This is a genomic window from Tenacibaculum sp. A30 (assembly GCF_051200845.1).
Taxonomy (GTDB): Bacteria; Bacteroidota; Bacteroidia; order Flavobacteriales; family Flavobacteriaceae; genus Polaribacter.
In genome coordinates this window covers 615,942-631,843 of sequence record NZ_CP195160.1, presented here as the reverse complement: position 1 = coordinate 631,843, position 15,902 = coordinate 615,942, and the positions used below count along the sequence as shown (strand labels likewise).

At 31.9% G+C, this 15,902-nt stretch carries 14 protein-coding genes; 11 read left to right on the top strand and 3 right to left on the bottom strand.

Annotated features, from left to right (window positions below):
- Positions 1-297 precede the first annotated feature (297 nt).
- Positions 298-975: a protein deglycase HchA gene (locus tag ACR9ES_RS02965; RefSeq protein ID WP_435255030.1), complete on the top strand. Its 678-nt coding sequence runs from the start codon at positions 298-300 to the stop codon at positions 973-975.
- Between the two features lie 60 nt (positions 976-1,035).
- On the opposite strand, the gene ACR9ES_RS02960 is transcribed toward ACR9ES_RS02965, so the two are convergent.
- The 3 genes from ACR9ES_RS02960 to ACR9ES_RS02950 form a co-directional block, all read right to left on the bottom strand.
- Positions 1,036-1,401: a hypothetical protein gene (locus ACR9ES_RS02960; RefSeq protein WP_435255029.1), complete on the bottom strand. Its 366-nt coding sequence runs from the start codon at positions 1,399-1,401 to the stop codon at positions 1,036-1,038.
- A 152-nt stretch (positions 1,402-1,553) separates the two neighbouring features.
- Positions 1,554-1,967 (bottom strand): hypothetical protein, encoded by a 414-nt coding sequence (locus tag ACR9ES_RS02955; RefSeq protein ID WP_435255028.1) that lies wholly within the window; start codon positions 1,965-1,967, stop codon positions 1,554-1,556.
- A gap of 273 nt (positions 1,968-2,240) precedes the next feature.
- Positions 2,241-2,645, bottom strand: coding sequence for a hypothetical protein (locus tag ACR9ES_RS02950; RefSeq protein ID WP_408035885.1), 405 nt, complete (start codon positions 2,643-2,645; stop codon positions 2,241-2,243).
- Positions 2,646-2,991: 346 nt separating this feature from the next.
- On the opposite strand from ACR9ES_RS02950, the gene ACR9ES_RS02945 reads away from it, so the two are divergent.
- The 10 genes from ACR9ES_RS02945 to ACR9ES_RS02900 all read left to right on the top strand — a co-directional run bounded on the left by ACR9ES_RS02945 (position 2,992) and on the right by ACR9ES_RS02900 (position 15,902).
- A complete protein-coding gene (locus ACR9ES_RS02945) occupies positions 2,992-4,104 on the top strand; it encodes a site-specific integrase (protein ID WP_111126203.1) in 1,113 nt (370 codons plus the stop codon).
- A complete protein-coding gene (locus tag ACR9ES_RS02940) occupies positions 4,097-5,101 on the top strand; it encodes a DUF6617 family protein (RefSeq protein ID WP_111126202.1) in 1,005 nt (334 codons plus the stop codon). Before ACR9ES_RS02945 ends, ACR9ES_RS02940 begins: the two co-directional genes overlap by 8 nt.
- A 211-nt stretch (positions 5,102-5,312) precedes the next feature.
- Positions 5,313-5,609 (top strand): helix-turn-helix domain-containing protein, encoded by a 297-nt coding sequence (locus ACR9ES_RS02935; RefSeq protein WP_093026613.1) that lies wholly within the window; start codon positions 5,313-5,315, stop codon positions 5,607-5,609.
- A 2-nt stretch (positions 5,610-5,611) separates the two neighbouring features.
- Positions 5,612-5,908, top strand: a complete 297-nt coding sequence (locus tag ACR9ES_RS02930; RefSeq protein WP_093026612.1) for a helix-turn-helix domain-containing protein — start codon at positions 5,612-5,614, stop codon at positions 5,906-5,908.
- Positions 5,895-6,803, top strand: a complete 909-nt coding sequence (locus tag ACR9ES_RS02925) for a BT4734/BF3469 family protein (RefSeq protein ID WP_148456726.1) — start codon at positions 5,895-5,897, stop codon at positions 6,801-6,803. The genes ACR9ES_RS02930 and ACR9ES_RS02925 overlap by 14 nt, the downstream gene beginning before the upstream one ends.
- Entirely contained in the window at positions 6,800-8,539 is a 1,740-nt protein-coding gene (locus ACR9ES_RS02920) for a DUF3987 domain-containing protein (protein ID WP_262733143.1), read from the top strand. The genes ACR9ES_RS02925 and ACR9ES_RS02920 overlap by 4 nt, the downstream gene beginning before the upstream one ends.
- A 163-nt stretch (positions 8,540-8,702) precedes the next feature.
- On the top strand, positions 8,703-8,996 hold the full coding sequence (locus ACR9ES_RS02915; protein WP_262733142.1) for a helix-turn-helix domain-containing protein: 294 nt from the start codon (positions 8,703-8,705) through the stop codon (positions 8,994-8,996).
- 20 nt (positions 8,997-9,016) lie between these two features.
- Complete coding sequence (locus tag ACR9ES_RS02910) at positions 9,017-11,080, top strand: Piwi domain-containing protein (RefSeq protein ID WP_370104310.1); 2,064 nt, start codon at positions 9,017-9,019, stop codon at positions 11,078-11,080.
- Positions 11,081-11,138: 58 nt separating this feature from the next.
- Positions 11,139-11,450, top strand: coding sequence for a DUF6660 family protein (locus ACR9ES_RS02905; protein ID WP_105045957.1), 312 nt, complete (start codon positions 11,139-11,141; stop codon positions 11,448-11,450).
- A gap of 117 nt (positions 11,451-11,567) precedes the next feature.
- Positions 11,568-15,902: a CusA/CzcA family heavy metal efflux RND transporter gene (locus ACR9ES_RS02900; protein WP_435255027.1), complete on the top strand. Its 4,335-nt coding sequence runs from the start codon at positions 11,568-11,570 to the stop codon at positions 15,900-15,902.

The window sequence follows — 15,902 nt, the reverse complement described above, 5'->3', positions numbered from 1 at the left end:
TTATAATTATGTAAATGCTTGTAAATTAGTTTAAAGCATTATACATGTGTAATTATTAATAAGGGTATTTACAATACAATTTAGAAGGCCGAAATTACTAAATTATTTGTGAATGTTATAAGTTGATAGTAGAAAGAAGTTTTGAATTATAAACAAAACATTTTGAACATTTAGGAGTACTATTTAAACTTTAAGAGTTAATAAATGGTCTGTTTATATAATAGATTTGTAATGTTAATAAAGATTGTAACTTATAAATTAATTTTAAGTAGTAGAAAACTAGTAAACTGAATTAGTATGAGTAGTATAAAAAGTATGTTAGGGGTTGAACCAAAACAGGTTTCAGAAAATATATATTCTCCTTCAAAATTAGCTTTAAAACTAACTGTAGATAAAAAGACAGACTATGATCATTCAGTTTTTGAAGATAAGAATACAGATAGAAATCGAAAAATCTTAGTAATTGGAACAGAACAAACACTACTTGAAATGCAAAATGGAAAGAATTTTTTAAAAGGAAATCATCCTGTAGAAATGTTTGTGCCAATGTTACATTTTATGAAAGCTGGGTTTGAAAAGGATATAGCTACGCCAACAGGGAAACCATTAAAACTAGAAGAAAGGGCTTTTCCTGAAGAGGATAGAGAAGTAATGGCTATTTATGAGACGTTTAAATCACAAATTCTAGCACCTTTAAGTTTACAGGAAATAGTTACAAAATTAGATAAAAATAGTCCGTATACAGCGGTATATATACCAGGAGGACATAAAATGCTTCCGTTAACAGGATATATACCAGGAGCAATGCCTTGGTATTTTGGAGAAAGATTACAAGTATTGGGTGTAACTATTGTAAATAAAATGCCGAATGGAAAAGTGTGTCATGATCGTAAACTTATTACTGGAGATAGCCCAAAAGCAGCAAATAAATTAGGGAAACTAGCTGCAACATTAATGCTTTCAGAAACAGTATAAGAAATAAATTATTAGAACAAATAAATCGTAAAACAGAAAAAATGCCTGTATATTTTATTATTAGTTATGACATTGTAGATTTTGAATTGTTTCAAAATTAACTTGATCAATAAGGTATAATTCCTTTTCATTTCCAGTAAATTTTACCTCCTCGAAATCAAGAGTGAAATATTTTGTCTCTTGCCAATCACTTGATAAAAAACCACATTCATAATTTGGTTCGTAAGTGCTTTTAGGTTTTCCAAGCTTTTTAATTATTTCTGTTTTTGTTGAATAAAATTGAAGTCCATTATAACTTATTAAATCAAATTCAATAGTTTGAGTAAATCCAACCTGACTAACAATAGCTAATAATACTGTGATTAATAGGGTTCTCATTTTCAACTTGTGATTAGGGTTGTAGTTGTGTGCTATTGTTTGCTTCATTATACAAATTATATACTCAACGGCTTCGTTTATGGTTTAGTTGCGTTAGCACTAAGATAGCAAATAGGAGTGAACCTAATGTTTAGAAGCGACAGAAATTCCCGGTAGGAATTCAAAGCAATGAGTTATTCACGGTGTCGTAGCACTTTTTTTTATTTCTTTTCAGTTAGTATTAAATATCTATTTTTTCCAAATGTTATATAATACATTGGATATAAAAATGTAATTGCCATTATCCAAATCAAAAAATTTAAATCAAAATTTAGAGCATTTTTTCCAAGAAAATAAAGTAACATACTTCCGAAAATGATTGGTAAAATCCAAGTTCCGTATTTGAAACCGGTTAATTTTAGAATTGCTGTTTCGTTTTCCGCAACATTTAGTTCGATTTTTTGACTTCTGCACCAATCAATTTTTGCATAAACTTCGTGTTTCCCATTTTCAACTACATAATCTTGAGTTTCTCCATCATTTATAGTTCCGACTTTTTCTCCGTCAATATAAATTCCGATTTTACGAGCTTTATTATTCCATTCAGAATTTCTTTCTATTCTAATTTTTGTCATTGATTTCTGGTTTTTTTAAATGTGCTACAACGGTAACCTTTACTTTGATATTATTAAATTTAGCAAGAGTAGAGAAGAGAACTCGAACGGTCTTTAGGTAGTACCTATTACACGTAATAGTCCTCTCTACTTCTTGCACGACATTTAGTTGAGCTACTTGGTATACCTCAAGCAGTAATGTATCATTATTGAACCGCCGTATACGAGATCCGTACGTACGGTGGTGTGAGAGGCGAACTCCGTGCCTATTTGGGTGCGGAGCCGTCTACTCGATTAGGTAACGTTTTTATTTATTTTTTCATTCAATTTTTTATTTTCAGCTAGTATTTTTTCCTGCTGTTTTCCTCTGATATAAAATGAAATTCCACCAAAAGTTACTATTATTCCAAATAATAAAGAAATAAATACTAAAAGTAATATTCCTGCAATAGTCAGAAAAATTCCATAATTCATATTCTTTTTAGGGTTTAAGGATCCATTTTGAGACCTAGCATTTCCAGCTGCATCAAGTTTCATTTTTAGCTTTCTTTCAGCTTCTTTTTCGTCTTTCAAAAAGTCTCCACAACTGTCTTCAAATTGAGGTTTTTCATTCGTTAAAGAGCAAACTAATCCAGTTTTAAAGTCAACGTGTCTGTTTTGACAAATTTTGCAAAATTCAAGACATTCATTTAAAGTCATAATCAATTTTTTTAAGTATAATATTTGGTTTGAGTATATTCTAATTTTTCAAAGTCTTTCCTTTTACCTAGCAAATGTTACCTAACGGTTTGTGTATGATTTCGTTGCGTGATTTGGTTACTAATTTAGTTAAAAAAACAAAGGCATTAATTCAGTGCGAGTATTTTCCGAGAGGAAATTCATTATATTTCCTTTGTTTGTTATCTACCTATTAATCATTGGTTTATATAATATTTCACGTTCTTTTTTGTTGCCAAACTACCCTTTTTTGCTTATATTTGTTGCCGTATTGTTGCCCATATAACACTCTTAAAACGCATAGTATAACACAGTAAATATAAGGAAAATGAAAGTTACTTTACGCCAACGTAGAAAAGGGAAACGAATTAGTTTATATCTTGATTATTACGAAAACGGAAATCGTAAGTACGAGTACTTGAAATTATATTTAACGCCAGAACCCGACAAAGGGTCCTTAACTAAAGCGCAGAAATTAGAAAACAAGAAAATCTTACAACTTGCTGAAAGCATCAGAGCCAAAAGACATTTAGAGGTACAGAATAATATTTATGGTTTTGAAAATAAAGAAAAGAAACAAGGCAATTTTTTCGTGTATTTAGAACAATGGATTGAAAGACGTTCAGAAAGTAAAGGTAATTTAGGTGTATGGAATAGTACTCTAAAACATTTAAAAGATTATCATCCTACGGGAATTTCTTTTGAAAGAATAGATGAAGAGTGGGTAGAAGGTTTTAAAGAGTATTTAGACAAAAAAGCACTTTCCAGAAGTAAAAGACCATTAAGCCAAAACACAAAATCAGCATATTTTAAAAAGCTTTTAGCTGTATTACGACAAGCTGTTAAAGAAAAAGTAATTCAATACAATCCTGCTATTTCAGTTGAAAATTTTAAAGAAGAAGATACACATATGGAATTTTTAACTTTAGAAGAAGTTAGAAAGCTTTTTAATACAGATAGCAGACATCCACAATTAAAAAATGCTTTTCTATTTTCCTGCCTTACAGGTTTACGTTGGTCAGATATTACAAAACTTCAATGGTCTGAAATCCAATATTCAGAAACCTATGGAAATTTTATTAGATTTAAGCAAAAGAAAACTAAAGGAGCTGAAACCTTACCAATTTCCGAACAAGCATTTGAATTGTTAGGAGAAAAAGGCGAATCGACTAAAAAAGTTTTCGAGAATATTAATAACGTTCAGAGAAATTATGACCTACTAAAAGAATGGGTTGGTGATGCAGAAATTAAGAAGAATATCACGTTCCATTGTGCGCGACATTCATTTGCAACATTACAACTGACTTTGGGTACTGATATATATACAGTATCAAAAATGTTAGGTCATAAGAATTTGAAAACAACTCAAATTTACGCTAAAGTAATTGATGACAAAAAGAAACAAGCAGCTTACAGAATAAACCTTAACCCAAATGGCTAAAGACTTATTTATCGACTTACTGTATGTGGAAAAGGTTACTGATGATAAAAGAACCGAAAACCAATTTAAAGAGCTTTTAAAAGGCTTTAAAAAGCAATACCTCAATACAACGCCTAAATATGAAATCGACTTCAAAAAGGCGTATTCTAACAAGCGTAAATACTATTTAAAATTAATAGAAAACGAGTACATCAAAAATTTTAATCAAATTAATGATGCACTTGATGCAAACTCAACAGCTGATCACTTGTCTTTTCTATATGATAATGCTCACCGTAAATTTTTAAATTATTTAACCCAGATTAAAAATTACATTTCAGATAATGTTATTGTTGAAAGTTTGTCTTTAAAGCCAATTCAAAATGATAAATCTGATGAAGCCTATATCATTTCATTTTTAAAAGCAAATGCGATGATGCTTTTTATGGAACTTCAAGAACGATTTTCAGAATTAAGTGATGCTGAAATTTATACAATAGAAGAACTGCACGAAGTATTTTTTAATGAAGAACCACCTCAAGAGTTAATTGTAAAATCCTATTCCGGTGCAGAAATAAAAACGGTCAGGAAACAAGTAAAACAAAGTTCAATTTTCAACGCTATACAAGGTGATTTTAGAAAGGAAAACAATGATGTCTTATCCTATAACGCACTTATTAATAAGATTAAACAAAGAGAATTTGCAAAATTAGAGGAGCTATTAAATGAAAAAGGCATTATAGATGATGAATATAACTTCATAAAGGATAGAGGTAATAAAATATTACTTGCAGCTTTTATGGTTAAGTTAACAGAAACTAAATATTTTAATGAAAGAATATTTTTTGACAGTAAACCATCTAAAAAAATAGAGCCTAAACACATTTATAAATTCTTTGCTTATAGGTATGGACCAAGTAGTAATGCAGGTAAAGAATACCGTAGATTTTTAGGTACTGAAAAAAGAGCCTATCAAAAATTAGTTGAAGCCAATTTTTGGCTTGACCAAATCAAATAAAACTTCACCTTTTAAAAGTGGTATTTTCTCTACTTAATACCAAATAGATAATACCAAAAACGGTGTAAAACATTGTTTTGCAATGGTTTAATAATACCATTTTTTCTCTTTTCTGTTATACCAAACACCTTTTTCAATATTTGTTATGTCCTTGACAATCAAGGATGACTTTTGCGCAGAAGTCCATTTTTAAATTAAAATTTATAATAAGATGGACGTTAAAATAATTGAACGTTTAGAACGCATCGAAAAGTTGTTAGTAGAACAACAAACGTTGCAAAAGCAAGTATTGAATTTCAATGAAACTTGCCAGTATTTAGAACTATCACAATCGCACTTGTATAAACTTACAAGTACGGGAGCCATTCCACACTATAAACCGAATGGTAAAAAAATCTATTTCCAACGTCAGGAGTTAGACCAATGGTTACTGCGTAACCGTATGGATTCCCAAGATGAAATCGAGCAACAGGCAGCTAATTATTTAATCAAAAAAGGAAGGATTTAGTTATGACTGAAATTATCGATTTACTCTTGGCACTCTCACAAGAGATTAAGGATTTAAAAGCACGTATCGAATTAATAAGAGCTACGAGAGCAGAACGCTTAAAAGATATGTGGATTGATAATCAGGATGTAATGCAAACGCTACATATTAGCCAACGCACATTGCAAACATTCCGTTCAAATGGCACGATTCCATATAGCAAGATACAAGGTAAATTTTATTACAAAGTATCTGATATAGAGGAACTATTACAGAGCAATTATTATAACCCAAATTTTAAATGCGATGGAAATAAGTAAAGAAAGTATCTTAAAGAAAACGCATTACGGGTTAAATATTTATGCTTATGTATTAAGGCAGTATTATCCTAAATCAACAGTCCTTTCCTTAAAAGGAAGGGACTGTGGGATAACCCGCAATCCTTTTAACGGTGGTAAATCAACATTACAAATTAATGTTGTTGAAAATAAAGCAATCCATTACGACACAGAATTAACCGATTTTAAAGGCGATGTATTCGATTTTGCATCCTATCATTTTAAAAGTATTAATGAAGAAGAATTGTTACTTAAAATTAATGAGGAACTGCATCTAAATTTTGAAGTTAAAAAAGAAGATGAATTATCCTGGTTAGATGCACCCGATGATACTTGGTATGCTTACAGCAGTTTTTATAGAGCACCAATTAGAAATGTGTTTCCAACAGAAAAAGTAAGATTACATCAAATATTTGAGCGTATTACAAGCAATAAGTATAAAAGTATCACAGAGCAATTTAGAGCGATTAAAGACCCTAAAGAAGCACGGAAATTTAAAGCAAATCATTTTGATTATGTAACATTTTCAGGTGTGTTTTCTAAACGTAATGATGATAGCTTAATTGAGCATTCATCATTACTAACAATCGATTTTGACCATTTGCAGAATCTTGAAGAACTAAAACAACAATTATTGAACGATGAATATTTTGAAACCGAATTGTTGTTTACATCACCTTCAGGGGAAGGCTTAAAATGGATAATTAGAATCGATGTTTCCAAAGTGCCACACAACGAATATTTTATTGCGGTGGCCAATTACATAAAGCATACATATAACATAGAGGTTGACCAATCGGGTAAAGACATTTCCAGAGCGTGTTTTTTATCCCACGATCCATTGGCATACCTACATAAAAGACATCAAAAGATATGACAAAGATATTCAACCCGAAAGATTGGTTAGCTGTTCCAGAGCAAAAAGAAGTACCTAAAAAACCAATCAACAACTACCCAACAACGATTGTTGCAAATGATATAGAAACATATATCAACGCTTTAGAACAATCAGGTATAGATATTACAGATACTTATGAAAAGTGGCGTGATATTGGTTTTGCTATTTCAGAAGAATACGGAGAAGCTGGACGTGATTACTACCATAGAATTAGCAGAAATTATTCAGGTTACGACCATAAAGAATGTGACGAACAATATAACAAGTGTTTACAAGCAAAAGGGCACGGTATAAGCATAGCAACCTTATACCACCATTTGCATCAAGTAGGTATTAAACCTAAACAGCAACAACAAATTGTTGAAGTATTGCAACAGCCAGAGGAAGTAAAACAACCGTTGCCAACAATACCTACAACAGTTTACAACAACATACCAACATTTTTGCAACAAGTGGTACAACCATCAAGCAGTAATGAAGAACGTGATATTTTGTTGTTGGGTGCATTAACAGCATTTAGCGCTTGTTTCCCAAAATTGTTCGGTGTGTACGACCAACGTAAAGTGTTTAGTAACTTGTATTTATTTGTTACAGCACCAGCTTCAGCAGGTAAAGGAAGATTAAACCAAATTAAAAATTTGGTAAATCCTGTTCACAAACAAAAACGCGAACAATCCAAAACCCTAAAACAACAACATCAGGTTGAAATGGCTACTTATAATATGAATAAGGGCAAAAGTGAAACTATGGAAAAACCGAGTAAACCACCTGAAAGAATGTTGTTTATTCCGGCTAACAATAGTGTAACAGGTGTTTATCAATTAATATCTGACAATGAAGGTAGAGGGTTAATTTTTGAAACAGAAGGAGATACATTGGCACAAGCCTTTAAAAGTGATTACGGTAATTATTCCGATGGTTTCCGTAAAGCTTTCCACCACGAAACCATTAGTTACTATCGTAGAACCGATAAAGAATATGTAGATATTGAAAGACCTTGTTTGTCAACGGTACTATCTGGTACACCAAAACAAATTCAAGCATTGGTTCCAAGTGCTGAAAATGGGTTGTTTAGTCGATTTATGTTTTATTATATGAATATCAAACCTACTTGGAAAAACGTTTTTCAAACCGATACAACCAATGGTTTAGATGAATATTACGACCAGTTAGGAAATGAATTTTTTGGGTTATACAAAACCCTAAAAAACAATCCTGATATTGAAGTAAGGCTAACAACAGAGCAACAACAAAAGTTTAATGTGTTTTTTGAGAAGCTTCAAACAAAATACCTCAATCTTCAACCCGATGACTATATAGCAACAGTTAGACGTTTGGGGTTAATAGCATTTAGAATTATAATGTTGTTTTCTGTATTTCGCATTATGGAAGATGGTGATGTAAACCAAGTAAGATATTGTGAGGATATAGATTTCGAAAATACATTGGAAATGATAAGCGTATTAGTAAAGCACAGTAGTAAGGTGTTTAACGATTTACCTATCGAACAAAAAGAAGTAAAAAGAGCCAATCGTAAAGAACGTTTTTTAGAAGCACTACCTTATCAATTTTCAAGACAAGATTACCTAAATATAGCCGACAAAAACAAGATTCCTCATAAAACAGCAGAAGGCTATATTACTAAATTTGTTGATGCTAGTCTAATACATAGGGAAGCACATAACAATTATACAAATCCCACAAAAGCACAATAAGGATTTTGAGGATTTTAAGGAAACGAGGATTTATAAAAATACTTTATATCCTCAAATCCTTAACTTCCTCATTTCCTGTTTATAATTGTTAATATCTTTTTGTTAGTTCTTATTTTCTTTTTCTTACATTAGACAAATATTGACAAGTCAAAATATCCCCAAAATGACATTTGGCGAATACATCAGAGAAATACGAGAGGAACAACAATTACTATTAAGAGAAGTTGCTTCTCAAATGAATATTGATACGGCACTTTTAAGTAAAATTGAACGTGGTACTCGTATGGCTCGTAAAGAGCAAGCTGAAGCATTAGCCAAAGTATTAAAACAAAATAAAAATGAATTGCTTCAATTCTGGATGGCAGATAAAATTGTCTTTATGTTAAAAGATGAAAAGAACAGTACGGAAATCCTCAAAATTGTAGAACAAAAAATTAATAGATTGAGCAAGAAGTAGAATTAATAAACCCAAGTCTTATGAGTCAGGAACTTTATTTCAATATCATAACGTTTGATTTACCAGACAAACCAATAACTTTTTATTTAAGTAAAGAGAAAATTGGTAATGCTCAAAAGCTCTATAAAACAAAGTTTCCAACCAATATTGAAGAATTGTTTCCTGGTATAAAAGAAGAAAACCCTGATTTCATATACACATCGTTTATTTACGAAAAAGAAGGCTATCATCCCTTATCACTCAATCTAAAGGAACAACCAACCGACTTAATTAAACACTATTATAATTGGCGTATCAAAAAATTCTTTAATAGCATTAAAAAACTTGTTGGTCAAAACTTTGTGAATGATAATCAAATTTGGATAGGTAATAGATCATATCAAAATAAAAGTTTCGCGCAGTATTATAAGTTTACGGTCAAAGTACAAATTAAAGAAGTTAGTGAATATGGTGAGTTAGTTATTTCTTATGATGGTATGGCTAAAGTGTTTAAAAAACCTATTTCTGAAATTATAAAACATACCTCAACAACAAATCTTAATAAAGTTGTATATAAAATGAGGTTATTAAAATATCATAAGGAAAAGGAATTTATTGATGATAACACAAAGGCTTTTGCCATTTTGAATAACGATTTACGTAATGCGTTTAAAATTAAACCAGAACCCAAAGATGATTCCAATAAATATATTGGTTATAAACACAAAATTGATAAGTTTATTCAACATTTCATTTTAAGTGATGAATTTAAGAAAGTTATCCCTGTAAATAATGATGATTACCTGCCAGTAGAAATAAATCGCATTGGTGAAGTAACTGATGAAAGTAATGATTTATTGTTCCAAAATGGTGTTGGTAGAAATCCCAAAATAGATTTTAAGAACTTAAAACCTTTAAATCCTTGTCAGTTAGATAATGTGCATTTCTTCTTTATACATCATACAAGTTATGCTAAAGAAGTAGAAGCATTGCAAAAATTATTGGAAGATGGTACAAGTTGGTATAAAGGTTTAAACATTTATGCAGGTGTTTTAGCACATTTCGATAATGATGTCAATATAGTATTTGATGATTTAGAAAATCCATTACCTCAAATTTCACAAGGTATAAAAGACTTTAAATCAGACCCTAACATTAATTACGTTGCTATTTATTTAAGCCCTTTTAACAAGCACGAACCCAATCTTGAAAAAAAGTTAGTGTATTACAAGGTTAAAGAACAGCTTTTATATAAAAGAATTATATCTCAAGTAATAGAGTTTGATAGATTTAGAAGAAATCAACATAAGTTCATATACGATTTAACAAACATTTCATTAGCCTTATTAGCAAAATTAGATGGTACACCTTGGCAACTAAATGTCAAACCTAAAAATGAATTAGTTATTGGTGTGGGTGCATTTAAAAATACCGAAGAAAACATTCGATATGTAGCAAGTGCATTCAGTTTTAAAAATAATGGAAGGTTTAATGAATTTCATTATTTCAGTAAATCTGATGTTAAACAGTTAGGGGGTGCATTAAGTGATGCTATCTATCAATACGTACCAACAAACCAAATACCTGAAAAAATAGTTATTCACTTTTATAAGGATATGAAGGATGAGGAAATACAACCTGTTTTAGAAATGATGGATAAACTTAAATTGCCTTGTCCTTTATTTGTTTTAAATATCAATAAAACAAAATCTCAAGATATAATTGCTTTCGACCAAAATTGGAATGGTGAGCTAATACCTATGAGTGGTACTTTTATAAATATAGGCAGGAAAGATGAACACAAATATCTTTTATTTAATAATTTAAGGTATAAGACAACAGTTCAATACCCAAGTCATTCAAGTTACTCATTTCCAATAAAACTTAAAATATCAAGTCCTACACCAGAGGCTTTAAATGATAGTAAAATGATTAGAAAGCTAATAGAGCAAGTGTATCAATTTAGTAGGCTATATTGGAAATCCTTACGTCAACAAAACGTACCAATAACAATTAAATATCCTGAAATGGTTGCAGAAATAGCACCTCGTTTTGAAAGCAAGGAAATACCACCTTTTGGTCAAGAAACCTTATGGTTTTTATAATCCGAAGCCTTTTTTCTTTGCACAACCATTGCATTAAAAAATTCTTATATTTGCCTTAATGAAATTTTTAGCATTCATATTGTCAATCTATATCTTCACACTAAATTTAGTGCCTTGTGAAGATACAGGTACTTTTGACAATGAAGTTAAAACAGAAATTTCTCAAGATTTAGGTGATAACCACCAACATCAAGATGCAGATTTATGTTCCCCATTTTGTATTTGCCAATGTTGCCATTTAAACGTAACTTATTTCAAATTCGCAGAAATAAAATTTGAGTTTAAATACATTTCTTCTCAAGATTTTCTCTACTTAAACGGTATAAAAAAAGATTTTACCACTTCCATTTTACAGCCACCACAGGCATAATTCAGTTTTTTAAAGGATAGCTATATCCTTACGCAATGCTTTTTAACAAAAGCATTGCTTCGCTTTTATTTTGCGCGAAGCGCAAAATGATATGTTTAACTGAATTAAAATTTTACTATGATTAATAAAATCATTGATTTTTCAATCAATAACAAATTCATTATTGGTTTGCTTACGCTTACCATAATTGGAGCAGGTATTTGGAGTATGACCAAAGTGCCAATCGATGCTGTTCCAGACATTACCAATAACCAAGTACAGGTTATTACACAAGCACCTAATTTAGGTACAGAAGATATTGAACAATTTGTAACCTACCCTGTGGAAGTTGCAATGAGCAACCTGCCTGATGTAAAGGAAATTAGGTCAATCTCTCGTTTTGGCTTATCGGTTGTTACCATCGTATTCGACGATGATATGGGAACCTATCTACCTCGTCAATTAGTAGCCGAAAAACTAAACGAAGTCAAAGAACAAATTCCAGCTGGTTTTGGAGAACCTACTATGGGACCTATTTCCACAGGATTAGGGGAAATTTATCAATACACCTTAAAAGTAGCACCAGAGTATAAAGACAAATACGACATTGCAGATTTACGCTCAATGCAGGATTGGATTGTACAACGTCAAATGGCAATGGTAGAAGGTGTGGTTGAGGTTAACGCCATAGGCGGTAAAATTAAACAATACGAAGTCGCGGTTGACCCAAACGATTTAAACGCAATTGGATTGACCATTACAGATGTCTTTAATGCACTTGAAGCCAATAATCAAAATACAGGTGGTGCATATATTGAAAAGAACCATCAGGCTAATTTTATTCGTGGAGAAGGCTTGGTACGGAGTTTAGAAGACATTAAAAAAATTACGGTAAAAACCGTTAATAATATTCCTGTAACTATTAATGATATTGCAACTGTGCAATTCGGTTCTGCCATACGTTACGGTGCATTAACCCAAGATGGTGAAGGTGAAGTTGTAGGTGGATTGGTGATGATGCTAAAAGGTGCAAATTCCAATGATGTTATTGCCAATGTAAAAGAGCGAATGGCTCAAATTGAAAAGTCATTACCTGAAGGTGTAATTATTGAACCCTTATTAGACCGAAGTAAATTAATTGGAGAAACAACTTCTACTGTAACCACAAATCTTATTGAAGGTGCATTGATAGTTATTTTTGTGCTTATCTTCTTATTGGGTAATTGGCGAGGTGGTTTAATCGTTGCTTCAACAATACCATTATCCTTATTATTCGCTTTTATTTTAATGAACGTGTTCGATGTTTGGGTAAACTTAATGAGTTTGGGAGCAATAGATTTCGGTATTATAGTTGATGGCGCTGTAATTATTGTAGAAAGTACAGTATTTCTCATTGCATCACAAGTACTAAAAAAGAAACAGCTTACATCCAAAGAACGAGATAAAGTGGCGTCTAATGCTTCAAAAAAGATGATGAACGCTGCGTTTTTCGGTCAGTTGATTATCCTTATCGTTTTTCTACCCATTTTAGCCTTACAAGGTATTGAAGGAAAGATGTTTAAACCAATGGCATTGACCTTTATTTTTGCTATGATTGGTGCAATGGTACTGTGTTTAACCTATGTGCCAATGATGTCTGCTTTAGTGTTAAGAGCACCAAAAAATGATAAAAAATCTTATGGAGATAGATTTGTACATTGGGTTGAAGACAAATATCAACCTATATTGGCTAGAGCCTTGCGAAAAGGTAAATGGGTAATTGGTATTGCAGTTGTGTTGTTTGGGATAACCGTTTTTATGTTTTCAAGAATGGGTGGTGAATTTATCCCGCAACTCGATGAAGGTGATATTGCATTTCACGCAATATTAAAACCAGGTAGCTCACTTACAGAAACTATTGAAACTACGACCAAAATAGAACAAATAGTAAAAGCCAAATTTCCAGAAGTCGAAAAAATTGTGAGTCGTATTGGTGTTGCTGAAATACCAACCGACCCAATGCCAATGGATTTAGCTGATGTTTTTGTTATTCTGAAACCTAAAAGCGAATGGACAACAGCAGAGACAAAAGATGAATTGATTGAGAAAATGAAAGAAGCGGTTGAAATCGTTCCTGGTGTTAATTATGAATTTACTCAACCTATCGAAATGCGTTTTAATGAGTTGCTTGAAGGTGTGCGTGAAGATATTGCCATTAAACTCTATGGTGAAGACATTGACATACTATCCCAAAAAGCTGAAGAAATATCTAAAATTATTGCAGGTACTGAAGGTATTGGAGATATGAAAGCGGAAGCCACAACGGGTTTACCACAAATGACCATCAATTACAACCGGAATAAATTAGCACAATACGGACTTCAAATAAATACGCTCAATCAAACCGTACAATCTGCATTTGCAGGTGGTACAGCAGGTGTGATTTTTGAAGGTGAAAAACGCTTCGATTTAGTGGTGCGTTTAAGTTCTCAAAACCGAAAGGATATAACAGATGTTCAAAACCTGTACATCAATTTACCTTCAGGTGCTCAAATTCCTTTACGTGAAATTGCAGATGTAAGCTACAAAGCAGGACCAATGCAAATAAGTAGAGACAATACCAACAGAAGAACCTATGTAGGTATCAATGTCAGAGGTCGAGATGTAAAATCTTTAGTAACTGAAATAAAATCAAAATTAGATGCACAATTGGAACTACCATCGGGTTATTTTATTCGCTATGGTGGTGCATTTGAAAATCTGGAACGTGCCAGCAACCGATTACAAACCGTTGTGCCTATTGCATTGTTACTCATATTTATTCTAATATACTTTGCATTAAAATCTTTACCACAAACCTTAATGATTTACATAGCCATTCCAATGGCAACCATTGGTGGTGTTGTAGCCTTATGGTTGCGTGATATGCCATTTAGTATTTCAGCAGGTGTTGGTTTTATTGTGTTGTTTGGCGTTGCAGTTTTAAATGGATTGGTAATGATAAGTGGACTTAACGAATTAAAAGACGAAGGAGTAACCAACCTAAAAGACAGAATTGTTGAAGGCACTAAACGAAGAATCAGACCTATTATGCTAACTGCTTTTACAGATGTGTTAGGCTTTCTACCAATGGCGATTTCATCATCAGCAGGTGCAGAAGTACAACGTCCATTGGCAACTGTAGTTATTGGTGGATTATTAACTTCAACTTTGCTAACACTATTTGTGTTACCTATTTTATACCATTGGGTAGAAAATAAATCTTTTACGTTTAAGCCAAATAAAAAGTTAGTAACAGCAACAGCAGTTGTATTATTACTATTTGGCTTTTCACCACAAAGTAATGCGCAAGAGTTGAATGATACAATTCCCGAAATTTCATTACAGGAAGCTGTTAAACTCGCAAAAAGTAATTATCCATTATTGAAGCAAAAGCAGTTGGAAATTACAAAACAAGAACAATTAAAAGCGACTGCCTATGATTTCGGAACGACTCAAATTTTTACAGGTGGTGAAGAAATTAATAGTGGTAATGGCATCTATACAACCATAGGTGTTGGTCAATCCAACATTGATTTATTTGGAATTGGTACAAAAAAGAAGCTGCAAGAACAACGCATTCAATTGGCACAAAAAGCCTTTCAACTTTCCGAATTAGAACTGGAATTGGAAGTCAAAAAAGCGTGGTCAAAATGTTATCAAATGAAACGAAACTATGATTTGTATAAGGAATTGGATTCCATTTATTCCAAATTTGAACAAGCAGTAGCTTTAAATTATGAAGTCGAAGCCATTTCTAAATTAGAATATTCGGCAGCAAAAAATCAAGCGTTTCAAATTAAAAATAAAAAAGCGCAAGCCTATAGTGATTACCTTATTGCCTTACAGCAATTCAATTTGTGGTTGGTATCAGAAGAAATTTTTACAGTTTCAGATGAATTTGAGGTAGCGATAGATAGTGATATGGAAACGATTAGTATTGAAAACCATCCGTTGTACAGTATGTCGCAGAACATTGTAGATGAAGCGGAAGCTAAATATAAAGCTGCAAAAGCAGATAATTTGCCAAAGTTCAATCTTCAAGGTGGTATACAGAAAGTAAATGGCAATTCAGGGTTTTACACGTATCAAGCAGGTATTTCCATTCCGTTTTTATCAGGTACTAACAAAGCACAAATTAGAAGTTCCAAAATTGATAAAGAAATAGCAGAAACCAATGTAGCGTTCAAAAAACAGGAAGTACAATCAAGGTTTGTTCAGGCTAAAGAAAACTATATAAAATGGAAAACATCTTGGGAGTTTTACAAAGACCAAGTTTTACCATTAACAAAAGAGCAAAAAACAGGTGCATTACTGGCGTACAGAGAAGGCGAAATAGATTATACTGCATTTACGCAGTTGATAAAAGAAGCCATTCAATCGGAACTTGAAGCACAGACTGCATTAGTAAACTATTTAGAAAGCACATTTCAATTACAATATTTTAATCAATAA

Bases quoted from the DNA above. Each gene is read 5' to 3' on its own strand.
- ACR9ES_RS02960 (WP_435255029.1), bottom strand. From the start codon at position 1,401: ATGAAGCAAACAATAGCACACAACTACAACCCTAATCACAAGTTGAAA.
- ACR9ES_RS02950 (WP_408035885.1), bottom strand. From the start codon at position 2,645: ATGACTTTAAATGAATGTCTTGAATTTTGCAAAATTTGTCAAAACAGA.
- ACR9ES_RS02910 (WP_370104310.1), top strand. From the start codon at position 9,017: ATGAGTCAGGAACTTTATTTCAATATCATAACGTTTGATTTACCAGAC.
- ACR9ES_RS02905 (WP_105045957.1), top strand. From the start codon at position 11,139: ATGAAATTTTTAGCATTCATATTGTCAATCTATATCTTCACACTAAAT.
- ACR9ES_RS02920 (WP_262733143.1), top strand. From the start codon at position 6,800: ATGACAAAGATATTCAACCCGAAAGATTGGTTAGCTGTTCCAGAGCAA.
- ACR9ES_RS02945 (WP_111126203.1), top strand. From the start codon at position 2,992: ATGAAAGTTACTTTACGCCAACGTAGAAAAGGGAAACGAATTAGTTTA.
- ACR9ES_RS02925 (WP_148456726.1), top strand. From the start codon at position 5,895: ATGGAAATAAGTAAAGAAAGTATCTTAAAGAAAACGCATTACGGGTTA.
- ACR9ES_RS02930 (WP_093026612.1), top strand. From the start codon at position 5,612: ATGACTGAAATTATCGATTTACTCTTGGCACTCTCACAAGAGATTAAG.
- ACR9ES_RS02900 (WP_435255027.1), top strand. From the start codon at position 11,568: ATGATTAATAAAATCATTGATTTTTCAATCAATAACAAATTCATTATT.
- ACR9ES_RS02915 (WP_262733142.1), top strand. From the start codon at position 8,703: ATGACATTTGGCGAATACATCAGAGAAATACGAGAGGAACAACAATTA.
- ACR9ES_RS02965 (WP_435255030.1), top strand. From the start codon at position 298: ATGAGTAGTATAAAAAGTATGTTAGGGGTTGAACCAAAACAGGTTTCA.
- ACR9ES_RS02940 (WP_111126202.1), top strand. From the start codon at position 4,097: ATGGCTAAAGACTTATTTATCGACTTACTGTATGTGGAAAAGGTTACT.
- ACR9ES_RS02935 (WP_093026613.1), top strand. From the start codon at position 5,313: ATGGACGTTAAAATAATTGAACGTTTAGAACGCATCGAAAAGTTGTTA.
- ACR9ES_RS02955 (WP_435255028.1), bottom strand. From the start codon at position 1,967: ATGACAAAAATTAGAATAGAAAGAAATTCTGAATGGAATAATAAAGCT.